General features: G+C 70.2%; 2 protein-coding genes and 1 pseudogene. 2 read left to right on the top strand and 1 reads right to left on the bottom strand.

From position 1 onward, the window contains the following. Positions 1-218: hypothetical protein (locus tag KBX53_RS27455; protein WP_210862425.1), on the bottom strand; the 218-nt coding region annotated here is incomplete at its 3' end. A gap of 206 nt (positions 219-424) precedes the next feature. On the opposite strand from KBX53_RS27455, the gene uvrB reads away from it, so the two are divergent. Beyond that, complete coding sequence (gene uvrB / locus KBX53_RS27450) at positions 425-2,533, top strand: excinuclease ABC subunit UvrB (RefSeq protein WP_030338002.1); 2,109 nt, start codon at positions 425-427, stop codon at positions 2,531-2,533. Between the two features lie 84 nt (positions 2,534-2,617). After that, a pseudogene (locus KBX53_RS27445) lies at positions 2,618-3,144 on the top strand (AraC family transcriptional regulator); the annotation flags it as partial.

Below are 3,144 nucleotides of genomic sequence, written 5' to 3'. Positions count from 1 at the left end.
GTCGTGGACGCGCCGCTGGCTGAGCCGCCGTCGCCGCTGCCCGGGGCGTTGCCGGTGCTCGGGTCGCCCGGCCGCGACGGGGTCGCGTGGGCGGTGTCGGGCGCCGGGGTCGGGGAGGTGTCCACGGAGATGAAACGGCCGGGGTGGCACCGAGGTGACGAGCAGGGGCGCTCGCGGCGGCCGGTCTGCGCCTCGAGCGCGACCACACGGGTGCGCACGCCGGACGAGCCGGGTGCTGCGACCGCAGTGCCGGGGGCGACCGGCCGTGATGTTGGCCTGGCCACCGGCCCGGTCGGCCGCCGCGAGCGGCCTACAGGAAGAGGGTAGTCCCGGTGACATGGGCCACACAATGGGAATATTGAAGCCGATCACGTACCTGGCGTGACGGCCGAACATGTCGGACCTGCGGCGTACCGTTGACGGCATGGCGCTCGACATTCCCCGGCTCGACAGCCGCTTCCAGGTCGTCAGTGAGTTCCAGCCGGCCGGCGACCAACCGACCGCGATCGACGATCTTGAGCGTCGGGTTCGGCGCGGCGACCGCAACACCGTGCTGCTCGGCGCGACGGGCACCGGCAAGAGTGCCACCACGGCGTGGCTGATCGAGCGGCTGCAACGCCCCACCCTGGTGCTCGCCCCGAACAAGACGCTCTGTGCGCAGTTGGCCAAGGAGTTCAGCGAGCTGCTGCCGCACAACGCCGTCGAATACTTCGTGTCGTACTACGACTACTACCAGCCCGAGGCCTACATCCCGCAGACCGACACCTACATCGAGAAGGACTCCTCGATCAACGAGGAGGTGGAGCGGCTGCGGCACTCGGCGACGATGTCGCTGCTCACCCGCCGCGACGTGATCGTGGTGGCGACCGTCTCGGCGATCTACGGGCTGGGCACCCCGGAGGAATACCTCGACCGGGCGGTGAAGGTGCAGGTCGGCCAGGATCTCGACCGCGACCAGTTGCTGCGCCGGCTGGTCGACATCCAGTACACCCGCAACGACATGGCCTTCCAGCGCGGCACCTTCCGGGTCCGCGGTGACACCCTGGAGATCATCCCGGCGTACGAGGAGCTGGCCGTGCGCATCGAGCTCTTCGGTGACGAGGTGGAGAAGCTCTACTACCTCAACCCGTTGACCGGTGACGTGGTCCGCGAGGTCGACCAGTTGGTGATCTTCCCGGCCACGCACTACGCGGCGGGCCCGGAACGGATGGAGCGGGCGATCCGCGACATCGAGGTCGAGCTGGCCGAGCGGCTGGCCGAGCTGGAGCGGCAGGGCAAGCTGCTGGAGGCGCAGCGGCTGCGGATGCGCACCACCTACGACATCGAGATGATGCGGCAGGTGGGTTTCTGCTCCGGCATCGAGAACTACTCGATGCACATGGACGGGCGGCTGCCCGGCAGCCCGCCGCACTGCCTGCTCGACTACTTCCCCGACGACTTCCTCACCGTGGTCGACGAGTCGCACGTGACCATCCCGCAGATCGGCGGCATGTACGAGGGCGACGCGTCGCGCAAGCGGATGCTCATCGACCACGGCTTCCGGCTGCCCAGCGCGGCCGACAACCGGCCGTTGCGCTTCGACGAGTTCCTGGAGCGGGTCGGGCAGATGGTCTTCCTCTCCGCGACCCCCGGCACCTGGGAGATGGAGCAGGCCCAGGGCGAGTTCGTCGAGCAGGTGATCCGACCCACCGGCCTGGTCGACCCGGAGGTCGTGATCAAGCCGACCAAGGGCCAGATCGACGACCTGATGCACGAGATCAAGCTGCGGACCGACCGGGACGAGCGGGTGCTTGTCACCACGCTGACCAAGAAGATGGCCGAGGACCTGTCCGACTACCTGCTGGAGAACGGCATCCGGGTGCGCTACCTGCACTCGGAGGTGGACACGCTGCGCCGGGTGGAGCTGCTGCGTGAGCTGCGCAAGGGCGACTACGACGTGCTGGTCGGCATCAACCTGCTCCGCGAGGGTCTGGACCTGCCCGAGGTGTCGCTGGTGGCGATTCTCGACGCTGACAAGGAGGGCTTCCTGCGCAGCGGCCGCTCGCTGATCCAGACCATCGGTCGAGCCGCCCGTAACGTCTCCGGTCAGGTGCACATGTACGCCGACAAGATCACCCCGTCGATGGCGGCGGCGATCGACGAGACCGATCGGCGGCGGGCCAAGCAGATCGCGCACAACGAGGCGCACGGCATCAGCCCGGAGCCGCTGCGCAAGAAGATCCACGACATCCTGGACGACATCTACCGCGAGGCGGAGGACACCGAGAACTCCCGGGTCGGGGGTGCGGTGCGGCAGCTCTCCCGAGGCAAGGCGCCGGTCAAGGAGACCCGCAGCCGGAGCCGCTCCGCTGCCGCCACCACCTCCCGGGAGGGGATGGCCCGCGCCGACCTCGCCCAGCTCATCCAGGAGCTCAACGACCAGATGTTGGCCGCCGCCCGCGAGCTGCAGTTCGAGTTGGCGGCCCGGATCCGCGACGAGGTCTCCGACCTGAAGAAGGAGCTGCGCGGCATGGACGCCGCCGGCGTGAGGTGACGGTCTCCCCGGTCGGCCACGCCCAGCGTTACGCCCGGGCCCGGCCGACCGGGGCAACGCGAAGGGCGGGCTCTGTTGACGGCGGTGACGCCGGTTGGCGAGATGGTCCTCGGGCTGCCCGAGGCGAGGCTGCGTCCGTTCGTCGACCGGTACGTGGGCTACCGGGAACGCGCTGACGTGCCACTGGTCCGCCGGGAGTCGGCGGGCGTCTTCGTGGTGCTGATCCTGGGTTGGGGTGCTCCGCTGGACGTGACCGACCCGCGCAGCGCCGAGCGCGGCGTCACCACCGTCGACTCGTTCGTGGCCGGCACCTTCGACGGTTGGTGCACCACGCGCACGGTGGGCGTGGGGGAGGGTGTCGAGTTGCTGCTCGCCCCGTTGACCGCCCGGCGGCTCCTCGGCCTGCCGCTGGGCGAGCTGACCAACCGGGCCGTCGGCGTGGAGCAGCTCCCGGGCCACTGGCTGGATCGGCTGCGCGACCGGCTCGCCGAGGCCCCGGGCTGGCCGGAGCGGTTCGCCCTGCTCGACCGGGTGCTCACCGCCCGGCTGGTGGCGTCCCCGCCGGTGGACCCGCGGCTCGCCTGGGCGTGGCGGTGGCTCGTCGCCAGCGG

It is taken from the genome of Micromonospora sp. M51, from assembly GCF_018070305.1.
GTDB lineage: Bacteria > Actinomycetota > Actinomycetes > Mycobacteriales > Micromonosporaceae > Micromonospora > Micromonospora parva.
Note: the sequence above shows the minus strand (reverse complement) of the source record. Positions and strands in the feature narration are given on the sequence as shown.